Genomic DNA, 18,185 nt, shown 5'->3' with positions numbered 1-18,185 from the left:
GAGATACCGCGCTGGATCAGGCGTAGTAGTCGACCGCGCTGGTGCCGATGACGCTGGTGGTGTTGGCCGCCGCTTCGGCAACGCTGGCCGGCAGCTCTTCGTCCACCGAATCCACTCGCCCGCCAGAGGCAGAGCTCGCGCGACCAGCCTGGGCCTGCTGCTGGGCTTGCTGTTCCTGGCCCTGGGAGCCACGCGACTGATCCGACACACTGACGTCGACCTGGCCCATGCCCTGCTGGGCAAAGCTGTCGCGCAGGCGGTGCATCTGGCCTTCGAGGGCTTCACGAACGCCGGAATGGGCGCTCATGAACGTGACCTGGGTCTGCTGGTCGGGAACCATATTCACGCGAATATCCAGGCGCCCGAGCTCGGCCGGCTGCAGTTGGATATCAGCCGCCTTGAGATTGACGCTCGACAGGTACATCACCCGGTTGACCACTTCTTCGGTCCAGCCGCTCTGGTTCATGGCAATGGGCTGGTTGACCGGCACCGCGTTGGCGGTTTTTGGCGTAGCCGCCTGGGTCAGTGCCGCCAAGCGGTTGGCAAAATCATCTACCCGCGTGTCGCTGGAGGCTGCGGTCAGATCCTTGAGGCCCTCGTTGAGCAAGCCACTGAACGCCTTCTCACCGCCCTGGCTGCCGGCACTGGTACTGTCCTGGTCGGCTTGTACATTGAGCATGCTCGCCATGCCGGCTGCGAAGGTCTGGGCCGACGTCGGTTCGCCATCAGTGGACGCCGGCGCCGTTGCCTTGGGCTGCGCCTGGCTGGAAGCGGACACATGGCCACTCTGCTCCATCGCCAGACGCAACGCCGGCAGGGCGTCAAGCGGATCGGCCTGGGGGTCAAATTCCGGATCGGTCACCGGGACCGGCGTGGCCGAAGCCACCACGGGCGCCGCGACTGCCGCGACGACTGGCGCCTCGGTTGCGTCAACCACAGGTGCGGGCAGCGCCTCGGCAATGACTTCAGGCACGATTACCCCTGGCAGCAAGGCCGGGTCGAGTGTCGGATCGACTGGGGCGGCGTCGGCTACAGGCGTCTCGGCCGTATCGCTATCGTCCTGCGTCGGTTTGTCGTCGGCCGTGGCCGGCTTGTCGGCGGGCAAGGGTTTGCCGCTATCGGCAACCGCCGGCTCAGGAGCGGCAGCCGTGTCGCTGCCTGCATCCTTTTTGACGGTGTTGTCGGAGACCTTGTCGCGCACCGGCTTAACTGCCGGTTCAAGGGCCGTCGAGGGTTTGACGGGGGCCTGCTTGGCGAAGACCTGGGCGAAACTGGAGGCTTTATTCCCGGCGTCCGGGCCAGCTGCCAACGGATTGACGGTGGCCTGCGGCTTGGCCTGGGTAACGGCCTGAAGGAGTGTATTAGGCGTAACGGGCATGAAATGGTCTCCGCTGCACTGGGATCTTTGATGCAGTCGAGACAGGACAATGCAAGGGATGGGCCAACGCGCCGAACAACCACTTTTAACAGTGAAAGCCTGCGCGCTCTTTCCTGCAAAGGTCGCGAACGCGGATAAACTCGCTGTTGATCTCACTGACCAATTTCTCGATTCCACCCAGCGAGGGCTGCTTGGCGCGTTGTTCCAGCTCGCCGCACAGTTCAGCCAGGCGGATGGCGCCCATATTGCTGCTGCTGCCCTTGAAACTGTGGGCGGTGGCGCTCAATTGCTCGGCGTCCCTCGCCTCATGCAACACCTGCAGGCGTGCCTCGGAATCGTTGAGAAATGTATCCAGCAATTCCGGATACCCTTCCTCCATGACTTCCTTCAACGTGCTGAGCACGTCCCGATCCAGATGAATCTCGTTCACTTGTTCGCTCCTTGATCAAGAATGGCCCCGATTATGCCAGAGCCTCCCAGAAAAACTCCACGCGCGCACTACGACCATCGTCGGACCAACTGGCCTCGTGGCATAGCTGGCGCACCAGACTCACACCGCGCCCGGATAACCGGTCACGATCCACAGGCCGGGCCAGCACACGGCTGACATCGAACCCCTGGCCGCTGTCCTCGACCTCAATGACCAGGCGGCCACCCTCCCCTTGGGGAGTCACGTGCAGATGCACGCGGATATGGCCGCTGTCCAGCTCATCCAGACGGCTGCCGCGCTCCGTATAATAGCGGGCAAACCCCGCCGCATCACGCTTGAGGCTCGAATCGAGCCCCAGTACGCCGTGTTCCAGCGCATTGGAATAAAGCTCTGTCAGGACACTGTACAAGGCGCCACTCTGGCCCCTGAGTCCATGGACCTCAAGCAATAACTGCAACAGGTAAGGCATCGGGTTGAAGCGCTTGAGAGTCTGCGCACGGAACTCGAAGCTCACCGACCAATCCAGCGGACTCGACTGGCCGCTATCGGAATAGACCGGTGGCGGCGGGCTGAGTTGCGTCGGCGCGACCAGCCGCACCTCGACCATGCTGAAGTCGTCGCGGGCCTCGCCGCGAAAATCACCGAGGGCCTGCTGGATATCTTCGAACAGTCGATCGGGCTCGCGGTTGGCCGCAAACACCTGCTGCAACCTTTCCACGCCAAACGGCTGATCATCGCGGTCGCTGGCTTCGATGACGCCGTCAGACAACAGGAATACCCGGTCACCCACCGACATCGGATGCACTTCAGTGCGATCATCAAACAGTTGCGGCGTGAGCACGCCCAACGGCAAGTGCCGCGCCGGCAATGGCGTACGCACGCCACTGAGGCTGTCATGCAGGTAACCATCGGGCATGCCGCCGTTCCAGACTTCGACGGTGCAGCGCTGGAAGCTCAGGCACAGCAGCGTTGCGCAACAGAACATGTCCACTGGCAGGATGCGCTTGAGCTTGGCATTCATCTCTCGCAGGATTTGCGCCAGGCCGTAGCCTTTCGCGGTCATCCCGTAGAACACTTCAGCCAGCGGCATTGCCCCGACCGCCGCCGGCAAGCCGTGGCCGGTAAAATCCCCAAGCAGGATGTGCATGTCACCAGCCGGGTTGAAGGCGGCCAGCAGCAGATCGCCATTGAACAAGGCATAGGGCGATTGCAGGTAACGAATATTCGGCGCGCTCAGGCAACCGGAGTGGGCGATCTTGTCGAACACCGCCTTGGCCACCCGCTGCTCGTTAAGCAGGTAGTCGTGGTGCCGGGCGATCTGGTCACGTTGCTCGACCACCGTGGCCTGCAACCGACGCAAGCGGTCCATGGCCTTGATCTTGGCGGCCAGGATCACCTGGTTATAGGGCTTGGCGAGGAAATCATCGCCACCAGCCTCCAGGCAACGGGCCAACCCTTCGCTTTCGGTCAACGAGGTGAGGAAAATGATCGGAACCAGTTGGTCCCCAGCCAGTTGCTTGATCTGCTGCGCGGCTTCGAAGCCATCCATGACGGGCATCATCGCGTCCATCAGCACCAGGTGCGGACGCTGCTCCCGGTAGACTTCGACCGCCTCGGCGCCATCCGCTGCGGTGAGCACCTGATGGCCTTGACGGCGGACGATGGTCGACAACAGCAGCCGGTCAGCGGCACTGTCTTCGGCAATCAGGATCGTCAGCGGCTCCGGCGACGATTGCATGGTGATCAACTGATATCGAACAACTTGTCGAAATTGGAAATCGCGAGGATTTTCTTGACGTCGCTGCTGCTGTTGACCACGCGGATATCCGACTCGTCGCCACCGGCATGATCGCGCAACAGCAGGAGCATGCCCAACGCAGAGCTGTCGAGGTAGGTGGCTTCTTTCAAATCCACCACGATGGACTCAGGCTTGTTGTCGAGCCGCTCATAAGACTCGCGAAATTCCTGGTGCCGGCCAAAATCGAATCGACCTTTGACCAGGATCGTCAGCTTCTTCTTATCTTGGGATAATTCAGTTACGACAGACATATTCACTTCCTTGTCGTGGACATATGTGTACAAGGTGTAGCATCAGGTAAAGGTCTGAGCAAGGAATCAAACCCTCCAACCGACAGAATTCCGCTTTCATGATCAATACGGATCATGGCGCGGCAGACGCTGGGACAGTTCATCAAGCAACTTCTGCTCGCGCTTGTCTTCCAGCTGCCGAGCCTCATCGATATAACGCTGTACAAGTTTGCGCAGCCCTTCGACCCGGGCGAAGGCTTCCTGCCAGCTCTGGCGGGCCTTTTCCAGGTTGTTCTGGTGCCAGACGAGGCTTTGGCGCTGCTGGTCGATCGCGGTGCCCAGCTGTGCGAGGAACCCTTGGTAGCCCAACAGCCACTGCCCGGAAACGCCATGACTGCCACGGGCAATCCACTGCTCCTGGTATTCGAGGCGAAAATTCTCCAGGTCGGCCAGCTTGCTCTCGGCCACGGCCACTTGCCCCTGGAAATAAGCCAGCCGCTGAACGGCGGTCTTTTCGGCTTTTTCCGCCATTTCCACCACCGGCGCCAGGCGCGCCGCACGACTCGTGGCCATGAGCGGTTATCCGCCCGCGACGGGGGCGAAGATGGTTTGCAGGTGCGCTTCGCTGGCGCCCATGCCGATGTTGTCGTTCAAGCCTTGGCGCAGGTAGACCGCCATGGCCGGATAAAGACTGATGGCCATGTCGGTTTCACGATCACCGCCGGGCACGTAGGCGCCCACGCTGATCAGGTCGCGACTCTGCTGGTAACGTGACCAGTATTGCTTGAATTGCTGGGCGCGCTTCATGTGCTCGGCGCTGATGACCGACGGCATGACCCGGCTGATCGACGCTTCGATATCGATGGCAGGATAATGCCCTTCTTCGGCCAGGCGCCGGGACAGCACGATATGGCCGTCGAGTACGCCTCGGGCCGAGTCGGCGATCGGGTCTTGCTGATCGTCGCCCTCGGACAGCACGGTATAAAAAGCGGTGATGGAACCGCCGCCCTTCTCCGCGTTACCGGCACGCTCCACCAGTTTCGGCAATTTGGCAAACACCGAAGGCGGATAACCCTTGGTGGCCGGCGGCTCGCCGATGGCCAGGGCGATTTCCCGCTGGGCCTGGGCAAAACGGGTCAGCGAATCCATCAGCAACAGGACGTTCTTGCCCTTGTCGCGAAAATACTCGGCGATACGCGTGCAATACATCGCGGCCCGCAGGCGCATCAACGGCGCATCGTCCGCCGGCGACGCCACCACCACGGAACGCTTGAGCCCTTCTTCGCCGAGAATGTGCTCGATGAATTCTTTCACCTCGCGGCCCCGCTCGCCGATCAGCCCCACCACGATGATGTCGGCTTCGGTAAAGCGGGTCATCATGCCCAGCAACACACTCTTGCCCACACCGGTACCGGCGAACAGGCCCAGGCGCTGACCGCGACCGACCGTCAACAACCCGTTGATGCAACGGATGCCCACGTCCAGCGGCACGCTGATCGGATCGCGCTTGAGGGGGTTGATCGTCGGGCCGTCCATCGGCACCCAATCCTCGGCCTTCATGCCGCCCTTGCCGTCCAGGGCCCGCCCGGCCCCGTCCAGCACCCGGCCGAGCATGCTCATGCCCATGGGCAGCCGACCGGTATCGGCCAGGGGAACCACGCGGGCGCCAGGGGCAATGCCGGCGACACTGCCCACCGGCATCAGAAATACTTTGCTGCCGGAAAGGCCCATCACTTCGGCTTCGACCTGCACCGGGTGATAACTGTCATCGTTGATCACCAGGCACCGGCTGCCCATGGCTGCGCGCAGGCCTTCCGCTTCGAGGGTCAGGCCGACCATACGCAACAGGCGCCCTTCGAGGATCGGCTGGCCGGCCAGTTCAGTGGCCTCGGCGTAGCTGCCCAGGCGCTTGCCGAAGCTGGTGCGGTCAAGGCGCATTGCGACCTTCCACTTCGGCAGCAATCAGTTCGGCCGCGTCCGGATCGGCGATAACGGCGGCCTCCGGTTCGTCCGGCAACTCCAGGCTGAGGTCGGCCGGAGCCGGATGCAGGGCCTGCTCGTGCAATTGGTCGAACAGCTTGGCCATGACCTGGCTGATGCGTGTTTCGATTGTTGCATCGATGCGGCTGTGCTCGGTTTCCACCCGGCAACCGCCGGGCAGCAAGGTCTCATCCTCGACGATGCGCCAGCTTTCCTCGTGACGCTCACGCAAGGCCTTGACCAGCTCGAAGTCCTGCGGATTGATGTACAGCCGCACATTGCCGACGCCCAGGGGCAGCAGCTTGAGGGCCTCGCGCATGACATGCTCGATCTGGCTCGAATCGATGGCCAGCTCGCGCTGGATCACTTGCCGGGTGATGTGCTGCACCAGCCCGACCAGGGATTTCTCGATCTGGGTGTCCTGCTCGGCGATGGGCTCGAACAGGTTCAGCATCAGCGATTCCAGCGCCCGCAGCTTGGCCGTCAGCGCCACGTCGGCTTCCTGGCGGACCTTGATCGTGGTGCTGTGGAAGCCTTCCTTTTCGCCGATGGCGAAGCCTTCGTTGTAGGCCTCCTGGCGAATGCTCTCGACTTCTTCGAGAGTCAGCGGCTGGACTTCCTCCAGCGGCACCTCTTCCATCTCCGGCAGCTCTTCCACCGGTGCAGGCTCAGGCTCCGGCACGTATGGATCGAAGCTGGGCAGCGACCAGACGTCGAAACCACCGACGTCGCGGGCGCGGATCAGGTCGCTGGGTGAATCATCGCTCTTGGCAGACATAACGACCTTAGATCATCTCTTCGCCGCCCTTGCCACCGAGCACGATTTCTCCGGCTTCGGCCATACGGCGGGCGATGGTGAGGATTTCCTTCTGTGCGGTTTCCACATCGCTGACGCGCACCGGGCCCTTGGCCTCGAGGTCGTCGCGCAACAGTTCGGCCGCCCGTTTGGACATGTTCTTGAAGATCTTCTCCTTGACGCCTTCGTCCGAACCCTTGAGGGCCAGCACCAGCACATCGGAGGACACTTCGCGCAACAGTGCCTGGATACCGCGGTCGTCGACATCGGCCAGGTTGTTGAACACGAACATGAGGTCTTCGATCTGACCGGACAGGTCTTCGTCGACTTCGCGGATCGAGTCCATCAGTTGACCTTCGATCGAACTGTCGAGGAAGTTCATGATGTCCGCCGCGCGCTTGATACCGCCCAGGGTGGTGCGCGAAGCATTGGAGTTGCCCGAGAACTGCTTCTCGAGAATCTGGTTCAATTCTTTCAGGGCCGCTGGCTGCACGGTGTTCAACGACGACACCCGCAGGATGATGTCGAGGCGCACTTTGTGGTCGAAGTTGCCCAGCACTTCACCGGCCTGGTCCGGATCGAGGTACGCGACGACGATCGCCTGGATCTGCGGGTGCTCGTAACGGATCACGTCGGCGACCGCGCGCGGCTCCATCCACTTCAGGCTGTCCAGGCCGCTGGTATTGCCACCCAGCAGGATCCGGTCGATCAGGCCGTTGGCCTTGTCCTCGCCCAGGGCCTGGGTGAGCATCTTGCGCACGTAGTCGTCGGAACCGACGCCCAGGCTGGTCTGATCGCCGACGATGTCGACGAACTCGCTCATCACCTGCTCGACTTGCTCACGGTGCACATTGCCCATCTGCGCCATGGCCACGCCGACGCGCTGGACCTCTTTCGGCCCCATGTGGCGCAGCACCTGGGCAGCGTCGGTCGAACCCAAGGACAGCAGCAGGATCGCGGCTTTGTCGACCCGGGACAATTTGGCAACAGCGGCTCGATTATCACTCATCTGCGTTAATCCACTCTTTCACGACCTGGGCCACACGACCCGGATCCTCTGCCACCAGACTCTTGATGGCGTTCAACTGAGCGTCATAGCCTTCGCTCGGGCTTGGCAGCAGGATGCTCTGCGGCCCGCCGAGGCTGACGCGATCGTTGGCCAATTCGCCATCCAGGCCGCCCATGCCTCCCAGCTCTACATCGCCCAAGCCTGCCAGCTGCTTGTTCTTGCCGCCACCAGTGATGTTGTTGAGCACCGGACGCAGCACACCAAATACCAGTATCAGGATGAACAACACACCCAATACTTGCTTGACCACATCCCAGAACCAGGGTTGCGAATAAAACGGGATGTCGGCGATTTCCTCACCGCGCTCCAGGGAGAACGGTACGTTGATCACGCTGACGCTGTCGCCACGGCTGGCGTCGAAACCGACGGCGTCCTGCACCAGGCGAGTGAAGCGCGCCAATTCGTCGGCGCTCCATGGCGCGCGGCTGGTTTCGCCGTTGGCCGGGTTGACCTTGACCTGATCGTCCACCACCACTGCGACCGACAGGCGATTCAAACGGCCCTGCTGTTGCTTGGTGTGGCTGATGGAACGGTCGAGCTCGAAGTTCTTGGTCGATTGCTGACGCTTGTCGGCCGGGTACGGCGCGAGCATCGGCTGGCCGGTGGCCGGGTCCATGATCTGCTGGCCATTGGCGTCGATCAGCGGCTGGCCTGGCTGCACCATGCCCGCGGCGGCGGTAGCGCCACCGGTGGTCTGCGGCGCACTGGCCGGCGCTGGTGGCTGGTTGCTCAGGGCACCCGGTACACCTTGCGGGCCATTGCTGGCGGTACGTTGTTCGTTCACCGACTGCTCGCTGCGCAACGCCGGTTGATCCGGGTTGAACTGCTCGGAAGTCGATTCGACGGCGCTGAAGTCCACGTCCGCCGAGACTTCGGCCTTGTAGCGGCCGTTGCCGAGGATCGGTTGCAGGATGTTGTGCACCCGCTGGGTGAACATGCCTTCCATGCGGCGGCTGTAATCGTATTGCTTGCCGGCCATGGTCAGTTCGGAGTTTTCCGCCTGGTCGGACAACAGGTTGCCCTTCTGGTCGACCACGGTGATCTGCGACTTGCTCAGCTCGGGAACGCTAGTCGCCACCAGGTTGATAATGGCAACGACCTGGCCTGGCTCAAGCGAGCGGCCGGAATACAGTTCGACCAGTACCGAGGCACTCGGCTTGCGCTCGTCGCGCACGAATACCGAGCTTTTCGGAATCGCCAGGTGCACGCGGGCACCCTTGACGTTGTTGAGGCTGGAAATGGTCCGCGCCAATTCGCCTTCCAGGCCGCGACGATAACGAGTCGCTTCCATGAACTGGCTGGTGCCCAGGCCCTGGTCCTTGTCGAGGATCTCGAATCCAATGTTGCCATCGGTCGGCGTCACGCCAGCGGCAGCGAGCTTGAGGCGTGCGCGCGCGACGTCGTCGGCCTTGACCAGCAAGGCGCCGGAATTGGGTTCGACGGTATAAGGAATGTCGGCGGAAGCCAGGGTTTCCATGACTTGTTTGGCATCCATGCCCTCCAGGCTGCCGTACAGCGGACGGTAGTCCGGCTGCTGGGACCAGAGGACCACGGCAAAACCAATCGCCACGCTGGCAGCGAGGCCGACCAACAGGCCAACCTGACGCAGCATGGTCATCTCGGAGAGGTTTTCCAGGAAAGACAGACCGAACAACGGCGGTTTGCCGTCTACCGGGGTTGCCTTGGCTGGAACGTTATCAACGGCTGCTTCTGCCATGACTCAATAGTTTCCTTAGACCGGCATCTGCATGATGTCTTGATAGGCTTGAACCAGCTTGTTGCGTACCTGGGTCAACGCCTGAAACGAGACACTGGCTTTCTGCGAAGAGATCATTACGTCCGTCAGGTCGACGCCACTTTTGCCAATCTCGAAAGCACTGGCCAACTGGTTCGAAGCCTGCTGGGTATCGTTCACTTTATTGACGGCCTGACCGAGCATGTCGGAAAAGCTGCTGCCGGCCACTTGGGGCACCGCGACCGATTTAGGCTGGGCCATGGCGTCCATCTGCATGGAGCGCATGTCCAGCATCAACCGATTAAATTCAATACCTTGGCTCATGATCTATTCTCTCTGGCGGCCCGCATTTTTTTGACACTTACTCAGCGGGTACGTAGGTAGTAGCAACAAGGGTGCCAGCTCCGAGGCTGTCGGAAACAAATGCGCGCGCGGATCCTTCCAGGCTCCTGTGGGAGCGAGCCTGCTCGGGATAGCGGTGTGTCAGCCGGCGCCCGCGTCGCGAGGACCATTGTCTTCGCGAGCAGGCTCGCTCCCACAGGGTTTGTTTAATGGTTTAACTGGCGAAGAGATAAGCCTCTACATCCATCCCGGCATCACGCATCTGCGCCAGTTTGTAGCGCAGGGTCCGCGGGCTGATACCGAGGCGTTCAGCCGCCTCCTTGCGTCGGCCGCGTTCGGCGCGCAGGGTGTCGATGATCATCTGGAATTCGCGACGGCGCAGGTCATCTTCCAGGGCGCCGGCGGTTTCCCCCATCACTTCCCCGGGAGGAATCTGCGCCGGGGCGGACTGCAACACCGGCAAAGGCGCGCAGGCCACCGGCCCGGCCAGGCAGAAATCTTCCGGCTGGATCAAGCCGCCCTGCTGCAGGATCAGCGCCCGCTGGATAGCGTTGTCCAGTTCCCGGACATTGCCCGGCCAGGGATAGGCGATCAGGCAGGCCTGCGCCTCGGCGGACAACCGCGCCGCCGCGTGCTTCATTTTATTGACGTGTTTGGCCAGCAGGCGCTCGGCCAGCGGCAGGATATCGGCGGTGCGCTCACGAAGTGGACGCCAGGCCAGCGGGAAAACCGACAGCCGGTAATAAAGGTCTTCACGAAAGCGCCCCGCCGCCACTTCCCCGGCCAAGTCGCGGTTGGTCGTCGCCACTACGCGAATGTCCAGGCTGATGGGCTTGCGCGCGCCGACCCGCTCCACCTCCCGCTCCTGCAGTACGCGCAGCAGCTTGGCTTGCAGGCCCAGCGGCATCTCGGAAATTTCATCCAGCAGAATGGTGCCGCCATCAGCCTGCTCGAACTTGCCAGGCTGGGCCGCGATGGCGCCGGTAAACGAACCTTTCTCGTGGCCGAACAGCGTCGCCTCGAGCATGTTGTCGGGAATCGCCGCGCAGTTGATGGCAATGAACGGTTCGCTGGCGCGCCGGGATTGCTGATGGATATACCGGGCCAGGACTTCCTTGCCTGTGCCGGACTCGCCGGAAATCAACACGGTTGAATCGCTGCGGGCCACCCGTGCGGCCAACTCCAGCAACTGCGCACTGGCCGGCTCGATGGCCACCGGCCCCTCGCCCTCGACAGCAGGGCTACCCAAGGCGTGGCGAGCCACCAGGTCCAACAGGGCCTTGGGCTCGAACGGCTTGACCAGATAATCCGCCGCCCCTTGGCGCATGGCATCCACCGCCCGCTCGACGGCGCCGTGGGCGGTCATCAACAGGACTGGCAGTTGCGGCTGGCGTGCGCGCAGCAGGCCGAGCAACTGGTGGCCGTCCATGCCCGGCATGTTGACGTCGCTGACAACCAGGCTGAATGGCTCACGGGCGACCGCAAGCAATGCCTCTTCCGCCGAACCGACAGCGGCATAATCATGCCCGGCCAACAGCAGCGTATCGGCGAGTGCTTCGCGTAGCGCGCGATCATCTTCAACCAGTAAAACCTTGGTCGCCATTTGCTCACTCCACCCCTGGCGCGCTGGAAAACAGCGGCAAGCACACCGTCGCGCACGTGCCGCGCCCCAGCCGCGAGCGCAGCTGCAATTCGCCCTGATGGGCACGCGCCACGGCCTTGACCACGGTCAGGCCCAGGCCGGTTCCAGTGGTCTTGGTGGTAAAAAATGGCTCGCCCAGACGTGCCAGCACGGACGGCTCGATACCGCTGCCGCTGTCGCTGACACACAGGCGCAGGGTGTTGTCGCGGGTATACAGGTGCACTTTCAGACGGACATCAACGTCACTGGCCTGAATCGCGTTTTCAATCAGATTTAATACCGCGCCCACCAGCGTGTCACGGTTGCACAGCACCTCGCCCGCATGACTGTCGCACTGCCAGCGGATCGACACGCCCTGCACATGGGTCAGTGCTGCGGCCTGCAAAGACTGCAGCAGCACCTTGGGCGCGACGCGGTCGGTCAGCGGCAACTCGCCACGGGCGAACACCAGCATGTCACGCACTTGGTGTTCCAGCTCATGCAAGCGCTCCTTCAAGCGGCCGGCAAAGCGCTGCTGGGTTTCCATCGGCAGTTGCTGCTCGGTCAGGTGGCTGGCGTACAACAAGGCAGCGGACAGCGGCGTACGGATCTGATGGGCCAGCGACGCGACCATCCGCCCAAGGGAAGACAGACGCTCGTGGCGGGCCAATTGGTCCTGCAAGTGACGGGTTTCGGTCAGGTCGTTGAGCAGCACCAACTGTCCGGGCTCGGCGTCCAGCGAACGGGTCGAAATGGACAACCGTCGACCATCCTTCAGGGAAACTTCGTGGCCGTCGTCATCGCGGGGCGCGAAGCAGCGAGCGATGACGTGCCGCCAGAGCTGGCCTTCCAGAGGCAGGCCAAGCAGCTCGCACGCCGCCGGGTTGGCTTCGCGCACAAAGCCATGGGCATCGATGACAATGACGCCGCCGGGCAGGAGGTCGAGCAGGTTCTGCAGCCGGTTGGCCAGGCGTTCTTTTTCCGCCAGCTCCTGCATGCGTTGGGCACTGACCACCGCCAGCTCACCCTTGAGCTCGGTAACCCGCGCTTCAAGCAGGCTGTAGGAGTCGGTCAACTGGCTGGACATCTGGCTGAACAGCGAAAACGCCTGTTCAAGTCCAAGCCGGCCAGCCTGTTCGGCGGACGGCATATGTCCCGGCTCGGGGACAGAAGACATCAGGGCGGCTTGGGTCATCGTGCTCTCTCGCTTGGCTGACCGTCAGTTAAACGGAACGTTGCGAGAGCTGTAGCAATACCCGTGCCGAAAAAAAACCGCCTGAAAATCAGGCGGTTGCAAAACAGGCGTCAATCATCCGCCTGTTCATCTCCTTCGCGACGACTCATGCCGTACTTGCGCATCTTTTCCACCAGGGTGGTTCGACGAATGCGCAAGCGCTCTGCCGCGCGGGCGACGATGCCGTTGGCGTCGTCCAGAGCCTGCTGGATAAGGCCTTGCTCCAGGCCGCCCAGATAGTCCTTGAGGTCCAGGCCTTCCGGCGGCAGCAAGGCATTGGTGGTGAAATCCGGCGTATGGCCGTTGATCGCCACCCGCTCTTCCAGGTCGCTGCGCAGGCTGTCGACCATTTGCTCGTCTTCGTCATCGACGTAGCGGAATTTCTTCGGCAGCTCATTCACGCCGATCACACCGTAGGGGTGCATGATCGCCATGCGCTCCACCAGGTTGGCCAGCTCGCGGACGTTGCCCGGCCAGCCGTGACGGCAGAGGGACATGATCGCCGCCGAGTTGAAGCGGATCGAACCACGCTTCTCATGCTCCATGCGCGAGATCAGCTCGTTCATCAACAGCGGGATGTCTTCGACCCGCTCGCGCAGCGGCGCCATTTCGATCGGGAATACATTGAGACGGTAATAAAGGTCTTCGCGGAAGCTGCCGACCTCAATCATGGTCTCGAGGTTCTTGTGGGTCGCGGCGATGATCCGCACATCGACGCTCTGGGTCTTGTTGCTGCCCACGCGCTCGAAGGTGCGCTCCTGCAAGACGCGCAGCAGCTTGACCTGCATCGGCAGCGGCATGTCGCCGATTTCATCGAGGAACAGCGTGCCGCCGTTGGCCAACTCGAAACGTCCGGCGCGGCTGGTGATTGCGCCGGTGAAGGCGCCCTTCTCGTGGCCGAACAATTCGCTTTCGAGCAGCTCGGCGGGAATCGCCCCGCAGTTGACCGGCACGAAGGGCGCTTCGCGGCGCTTGGAATGGTAATGCAGGTTGCGCGCGACCACTTCCTTGCCGGTACCGGATTCGCCCAGGATCAGCACGCTGGCGTCGGTGTCGGCCACCTGCTGCATCATCTGGCGCACGTGCTGGATGGCACGGCTGGTGCCGACGAGGCTGCGGAAAAGGTTGGGTTCGCGGTGCCGGCCGCGCTCACGCGCCTGGTCGTACATTTCGCGATAAACCTGGGCGCGGTGCAGCGAATCGAGCAATTTGCTGTAGCTCGGCGGCATTTCCAGGGTGGAAAGTACCCGGCGGCGCTGGTCTTCCGGCAGGTCGAGGGAAGAATTTTCGCCCATCAGCAAAACTGGAAGGAACTCATCCCAGGTCGAGAGTGTCTTTAGCAAGCCCAAAAGCGAAGCGGGAGCATTTACCGTCCCGATAAGGACGCAAATGACTTCACGACTGGACGACAGAGAGCCGACAGCCTGCTGCCAATCATGGCTACCGCAGGGCAAATTTTCTTCGCCAAGAAAATTCAGGATCACCGCCAGATCGCGGCGGCGGACGCTATCGTCATCGATCAGGAGAATTTTGGTTTCACGCCACATGCAATAGCAACTTCCCTAGTCAACTCAGTGCCCGGATTTGGGGGCAAGCTAGACGCTTGCAGACTTGTCATGCCTGTAGACGCCTGAAATCTGTAAACAGCCACTAGTTAAGTCAAAAAATCGTGCACAGTCAAATTTATGGCGCACTTTGTTCGGTATTAACTGAAAATTAAATCAGCCGAACAAGTGATAAACCTTCGCCGCGTTCTGCGCCTGATGAATCTGCGACATTTCGCTCACGATTGCCTGGCGCTCGCCTGTTGCCGCTTCCAGCAGTTGGCGATAAACCCCCAGCAGTTCTTCCAGATTATTACGCAACGCCGCCTCGTCCACCTCAGACTCGCTCAAGACGTCCTCCATGCAGGAACGGCACGCCAGGTCCAGTTGACCAATGGCTTCCCAATTACGCTCAGCCAAGGCGCCAACCAGGGCATCACGGGTTTGTTCGATTCGCTGCAGGACAAGACTCATGGGAGCGCTCCTTAGAATTGCGGACCAGGCGTGGCGATGGCATCCCAGCCTTCCTTGACCGTGCGAAGCAGATCGGCGACTTCGTCGAGGATCTTCGGATCGGTCTTGGCGTTGGCTTCGGCCAGGCGTTTCATCATGTAGGTGTAGAGCGCATCCAGCTCGGCGACCGACTCGGCCTGGTTTTCCAGATCCAGGCCTTCACGCAGACCGCCGACGATGCCGATGGCCTTGCCGATCAGAATGCCTTTGTTTGGAATATCCTTGCGCTCCATCGCGCCTCTGGCTTGGGCGATACGGTCCAGCCCGCCTTCCATGAGCATTTGCACAAGGCGATGGGGACTTGCTTCGGAGGTTTGCGCCTGGGCGCCAATCTTCTGGTATTGGCGAAGGGCTAACATCGGATTCATGTTCTACCTCATCAAAAAAACTTCGGTTCGTATAAACAGCGTATCGACGCTGCGTCAGAAAACTTTAGGTCGGAAAAGCCGAAAGCCCGGAACGTAGTCAACACGTTGCCGGGCTTTATGCATCGGTCGACAATCAGCTGTTTTTCTGCTGTGCCGTCATCGCTTCGAACATGGAGGTGATGTTGTTGGCGGTGGCTTTCAACTTGCCAACCAGGGTGTCCATGTCGTTGTACTTTTTAGTCAGTACCGCGGTAAGGGTTTCGATGCGACGGTCCAGGGCCAACTGCTCTTCGCTCAGTTTCGCCTTGAGAAGATCCAGGTTCTTGGAGCGAGTGGTCAGGATGGCCTCTGAGCCTCCAACACCACCAGCACCAGTCTTGCCTTCAGTGTACGGCTTGATGGCATTATCCATGCGCTCAAGCAGACCATTTTCACCAGCGAACAGCGTCTGGACTTCCCCACCCAATTGCTTGTCATTGAGTGCCGCAGTAAATTTCCCACTGTCGAAATCCAGAGCGCCAGTCGTCTGGTTGGTGGTGATCCCCAACTGAGAAAGAACGGTCAGCTTGTCGCCTGAACCGGCCTCAGACAAAGGCGTGCGAATGGCCGCCAACAGCGAGCGAGGCAACGAGTCGCCCGTCAATGCCGCAGGGACCGAATTCCCCTCGGCGTCTACCGATGGCTTAGTCAGGGAGGTCACAGCCTTCGCAACGGCATTATAGGCATCGACGAACTTCTGGATCGAAGCCTTCAGACCGTCAGTATTAGTAGCGACGGTAACGGTTGTCGGGCCTGTGCCCGCAACGAGTAGCGTCATGCTCAAGCCCGAGACCACGTTGTCCAGCTTATTGGTTGCGCTGGTCATTTCCAGGCCGTCAACTTTGAAAATGGCGTCCTTGGCAAATCCCAGCGAACCTGAAGAAGCCGCAGTGGGTGGCGAAGCCATCGCTACGGAGCCATCAGCGGCAAGACTGGCAATGCCACTAAGGGAAATATCGTTACCCGCACCGGTTTTAGTCGAGCCCACTACCAGGCGTGAACCGAAGCCGTCGGTCACGATGTTGGCGGTCAGTCCGCTGGAGGAATACTTACTATTAATGGCGTCCCGGACCGACTGCAACGTCGAATCTGCCGGGATATCAAGAGCATAATCCGTGCCCCCCTGACTAATAGTCAGCGTACCGCTCGCCACTGCGCTAGAAGCTCCACCGGCGAAAGCAGCCGTCGCAACTTTTGAAGAAGTTGCCAGTTGAGCGACGTCTACCGTGTAGATACCAGCTACTGCGGAGTTGCCCGCCGTCACCGTCAATGCACTGGTGTTGGCGGAAGTGGCGGCGACGCCGGTAAATTGGGGAGTGGTCGTGCTGCCTAAGGCCTTCAGCGTGGACTGAAAGGTAGCCAATAAGGCTCTCAGGGTGCCAATCCCGGAAATATTGGAGGCATTGGTCTTGGTTGCCCGGTCAATCTGGCCTTGCTTGGCCGCTTTGTCAGAATCCACCAGTGCCTTGACGATTGCACCGGTATCAAGGCCTGAGCCTAGACCCAGTCCCGGAAGAATTGGACTTGCCATTGTGATACTCCCTTCAGTGTGTCGCCGGCCTTTTGGCCAATACAACGCCCAAAAGAATAGAGCAACAAAATTCGTGCCAGCTGTCAGGCTTCAGCGCTGAACAACAAGCTGTTTGCATCATTTAAGCTGTGGGCCAGTTTCAGAACTTCTTCGTTCGGGATCTGACGAATCACTTCACCGGAACCACTGGCAATCACCTTGACGACTACCTTGCCAGAAGGCTCATCGATAGAGAACTCCAGGTTACGCTTGACCGACTGGACGAACTTCTCGATTTCCTGGACGGCTTTCTTCAGTTTGTCCTGCTCGGCGGCAGCGTCTTTCGGAGTTTCCCTCACCGGTGTCAAAATAGCCACGTCAGCCTGAGGCTTCTCCACTGGCTTGTCGACCACTGTAGGCGCCGGCTTCGCCGCTGGATAAGACAAGTTCAGCTTCACGCTCATATCCATGTCCATCACCTCTTGAACGGAAAAAGCGAGAGAGCACGCAAGCGCACTCCCCCGCTAAAACTCATCCGGCTATTACTGAAGCAGCTTCAGCACAGCGGATGGCAGTTGGTTGGCCTGGGCCAGAACCGAAGTGGAAGCCTGTTGCAGAGTCTGCTGCTTGGTCAGCTGGGCAGTTTCAGCAGCGAAGTCGGTGTCTTGTACGCGACCCAGTGCAGCAGCGGCGTTTTCGTTGATGTTCTGCAGGTTGGAGATGGTGCTGGTCAGACGGTTCTGGGCAGCACCGAGGTCCGCACGACTGGCGTTGATGGTCGCCAAAGCAGCGTCGATCGCGTCGATTGCAGCAGAGGTGTTGGTTTCAGCTTCGGCGCTGTCGGCAGCACTGATCGCGATGGCACCAGAGTCAACGCTCAGGGTAGCAGCGTCAAAGCTGTCGCTCAGGGTCAGAGTGATCTGGTTGGTGGCACCGGTGTTGGAACCGACCTGGAAGGTCATGGTGCCAGCGGAACCGTCGATCAGGTTCTTGCCGTTCAGGTTGGTCGAATCAGCGATACGAGTCAGCTCGTCGGACATCTGAGCAAATTCTTTGTTCAGAGCATCACGGTCAGCTGTACCGTTGTTGTCGTTTCGTGCCTGTACGGCCAGTTCACGCATACGCTGCAGAATGTTGGTGGATTCCTGCAGAGCGCCTTCAGCGGTCTGAGCGATGGAGATACCATCGTTGGCGTTCTTGATCGCAACAGTCTGACCGCGGATTTGCGAAGTCATACGAGTGGAGATTTGCAGGCCGGCGGCGTCGTCTTTGGCGCTGTTGATTTTCAGGCCGGACGACAGACGGGTCATCGAAGTGGACAGAGCATCGGAAGCCTTGTTCAGGTTCTTCTGAACGTTCAACGATGTGACGTTAGTGTTTACTGTTAAAGCCATGACGAATTCCTCGTTGGTTGGGTACTGCGGCTTCCGGCCCTGGCAACCGCCGGGTGTGGCCTAGAGAACCTTCGTAATAGTTATCGTCGTAATTGGAACTTGCTTTAGCAGAATTTTCAAAAATTTTGCCATCAGGGTGCCACCCCTCATAAATCAAGGACTTGGCTGCGGCTGGAGGGTGGAAAAATGACGTCAGGGAAACGC

18 protein-coding genes are annotated in these 18,185 nt (G+C 60.6%); all 18 read right to left on the bottom strand.

From position 1 onward, the window contains the following. Window positions 1-16: 16 nt before the first annotated feature. The 18 genes from PSH78_RS07975 to PSH78_RS07890 all read right to left on the bottom strand — a co-directional run bounded on the left by PSH78_RS07975 (window position 17) and on the right by PSH78_RS07890 (window position 17,981). Complete coding sequence (locus PSH78_RS07975) at window positions 17-1,378, bottom strand: flagellar hook-length control protein FliK (protein WP_305499618.1); 1,362 nt, start codon at window positions 1,376-1,378, stop codon at window positions 17-19. An 85-nt stretch (window positions 1,379-1,463) separates the two neighbouring features. Then, entirely contained in the window at window positions 1,464-1,808 is a 345-nt protein-coding gene (locus PSH78_RS07970) for an Hpt domain-containing protein (protein ID WP_305499617.1), read from the bottom strand. A gap of 31 nt (window positions 1,809-1,839) precedes the next feature. Continuing rightward, window positions 1,840-3,546 carry a fused response regulator/phosphatase gene (locus tag PSH78_RS07965; protein WP_305499616.1) on the bottom strand — a complete coding sequence of 569 codons (1,707 nt, stop codon included), beginning with the start codon at window positions 3,544-3,546 and terminating at the stop codon, window positions 1,840-1,842. Between the two features lie 5 nt (window positions 3,547-3,551). Next, entirely contained in the window at window positions 3,552-3,857 is a 306-nt protein-coding gene (locus tag PSH78_RS07960; protein ID WP_305499615.1) for an STAS domain-containing protein, read from the bottom strand. A gap of 102 nt (window positions 3,858-3,959) precedes the next feature. Beyond that, the gene (gene fliJ, locus PSH78_RS07955; protein ID WP_305499613.1) at window positions 3,960-4,409 is read right to left on the bottom strand and encodes a flagellar export protein FliJ; all 450 of its coding nucleotides are present in this window, start codon (window positions 4,407-4,409) and stop codon (window positions 3,960-3,962) included. A 6-nt stretch (window positions 4,410-4,415) separates the two neighbouring features. Beyond that, entirely contained in the window at window positions 4,416-5,774 is a 1,359-nt protein-coding gene (gene fliI / locus PSH78_RS07950; RefSeq protein WP_305499611.1) for a flagellar protein export ATPase FliI, read from the bottom strand. After that, complete coding sequence (fliH, locus tag PSH78_RS07945) at window positions 5,764-6,594, bottom strand: flagellar assembly protein FliH (RefSeq protein WP_305499609.1); 831 nt, start codon at window positions 6,592-6,594, stop codon at window positions 5,764-5,766. The genes fliI and fliH overlap by 11 nt, the downstream gene beginning before the upstream one ends. Before the next feature lie 7 nt (window positions 6,595-6,601). Then, window positions 6,602-7,621: a flagellar motor switch protein FliG gene (gene fliG / locus PSH78_RS07940; protein WP_007958288.1), complete on the bottom strand. Its 1,020-nt coding sequence runs from the start codon at window positions 7,619-7,621 to the stop codon at window positions 6,602-6,604. Next, a complete protein-coding gene (gene fliF / locus PSH78_RS07935; RefSeq protein ID WP_305499605.1) occupies window positions 7,614-9,398 on the bottom strand; it encodes a flagellar basal-body MS-ring/collar protein FliF in 1,785 nt (594 codons plus the stop codon). Before fliF ends, fliG begins: the two co-directional genes overlap by 8 nt. A 15-nt stretch (window positions 9,399-9,413) precedes the next feature. Beyond that, window positions 9,414-9,740, bottom strand: coding sequence for a flagellar hook-basal body complex protein FliE (fliE, locus tag PSH78_RS07930; RefSeq protein ID WP_305499603.1), 327 nt, complete (start codon window positions 9,738-9,740; stop codon window positions 9,414-9,416). A 232-nt stretch (window positions 9,741-9,972) separates the two neighbouring features. Next, a complete protein-coding gene (gene fleR / locus PSH78_RS07925; RefSeq protein WP_305499601.1) occupies window positions 9,973-11,361 on the bottom strand; it encodes a sigma-54-dependent response regulator transcription factor FleR in 1,389 nt (462 codons plus the stop codon). Window positions 11,362-11,365: 4 nt separating this feature from the next. After that, the gene (locus PSH78_RS07920) at window positions 11,366-12,574 is read right to left on the bottom strand and encodes a PAS domain-containing sensor histidine kinase (protein WP_370871074.1); all 1,209 of its coding nucleotides are present in this window, start codon (window positions 12,572-12,574) and stop codon (window positions 11,366-11,368) included. A 110-nt stretch (window positions 12,575-12,684) separates the two neighbouring features. Continuing rightward, complete coding sequence (locus PSH78_RS07915; protein ID WP_305499600.1) at window positions 12,685-14,160, bottom strand: sigma-54 dependent transcriptional regulator; 1,476 nt, start codon at window positions 14,158-14,160, stop codon at window positions 12,685-12,687. Window positions 14,161-14,334: 174 nt separating this feature from the next. After that, a complete protein-coding gene (locus PSH78_RS07910) occupies window positions 14,335-14,631 on the bottom strand; it encodes a flagellar protein FliT (protein ID WP_305499599.1) in 297 nt (98 codons plus the stop codon). Window positions 14,632-14,642: 11 nt separating this feature from the next. After that, window positions 14,643-15,038, bottom strand: coding sequence for a flagellar export chaperone FliS (gene fliS, locus PSH78_RS07905; RefSeq protein ID WP_305499598.1), 396 nt, complete (start codon window positions 15,036-15,038; stop codon window positions 14,643-14,645). Between the two features lie 133 nt (window positions 15,039-15,171). Beyond that, window positions 15,172-16,608, bottom strand: coding sequence for a flagellar filament capping protein FliD (fliD, locus tag PSH78_RS07900; protein WP_305499596.1), 1,437 nt, complete (start codon window positions 16,606-16,608; stop codon window positions 15,172-15,174). A gap of 83 nt (window positions 16,609-16,691) precedes the next feature. Beyond that, window positions 16,692-17,057, bottom strand: a complete 366-nt coding sequence (locus tag PSH78_RS07895; RefSeq protein WP_305499595.1) for a flagellar protein FlaG — start codon at window positions 17,055-17,057, stop codon at window positions 16,692-16,694. 72 nt (window positions 17,058-17,129) lie between these two features. Beyond that, the gene (locus PSH78_RS07890) at window positions 17,130-17,981 is read right to left on the bottom strand and encodes a flagellin domain-containing protein (RefSeq protein WP_079305252.1); all 852 of its coding nucleotides are present in this window, start codon (window positions 17,979-17,981) and stop codon (window positions 17,130-17,132) included. Window positions 17,982-18,185: the final 204 nt, after the last annotated feature.

Origin of the sequence: Pseudomonas sp. FP198, from assembly GCF_030687895.1 — a bacterium.
GTDB lineage: Bacteria > Pseudomonadota > Gammaproteobacteria > Pseudomonadales > Pseudomonadaceae > Aquipseudomonas.
The sequence above is the reverse complement of the archived record's forward strand: the minus strand, read 5'-3'. Positions and strand labels throughout refer to the sequence as shown.